1 protein-coding gene is annotated in these 579 nt (G+C 73.4%); it reads right to left on the reverse strand.

Annotated elements, in window-relative coordinates; all coding sequences use genetic code 11:
• The coding region (locus tag ACYVE7_RS35390; protein ID WP_460371066.1) for a hypothetical protein at positions 1-548 on the reverse strand (548 nt) is incomplete at its 3' end.
• Positions 549-579: the final 31 nt, after the last annotated feature.

Below are 579 nucleotides of genomic sequence, written 5' to 3' on the forward strand. Positions count from 1 at the left end.
GCCGCCGCCCCGCCCGCCGCGAACGCCCAGAGCGGGAACCCTTCGGCGCCCCGGTTGGCCATGCTCAGCCCCGCCAGCGGACCGGCGACGGGCTGGGTCAGCAGACCGATCATCACCATGACGAGCGCGGCCCCGAACGGGCTGCCGGTGGTGGCGTCGCGGCTGCCCACGACGGCCATTCCGGTCAGGGCGAGCAGACCGAGCCCGGCCACCAGGATTTTCACCCCCGGTTCCCAGGTGTTCCCCGTGGCGACCAGCGACAGGAAGCCGAATCCGGCGGCGGGCACGAGCGGCAGCAGGAGCTGGGTGCGTTCGGCGGCGCGCATCGGGGCGGCCGAGACGTCACGGCCGCGCAGGAACACCACCAGGGCGGCCGCGGCGAGCGCGACGCCGATCAGCCACGGGAACGGGGTGAGCGCCGTGCGCCAGCGGCTGCCGAGATCGGGCGAGACGGCGAGGGTCAGTGGAATGCAGACGATCAGCGCGGCCGCGAACACCCCGGCGAAGGCCTCGGCCTGGCCATCACCAAACAGCTCGTCGAGATCCACGGCTACACGATCACCGCCTCCAGCGTCCTGG

The organism is Actinocorallia lasiicapitis (genome assembly GCF_054778695.1).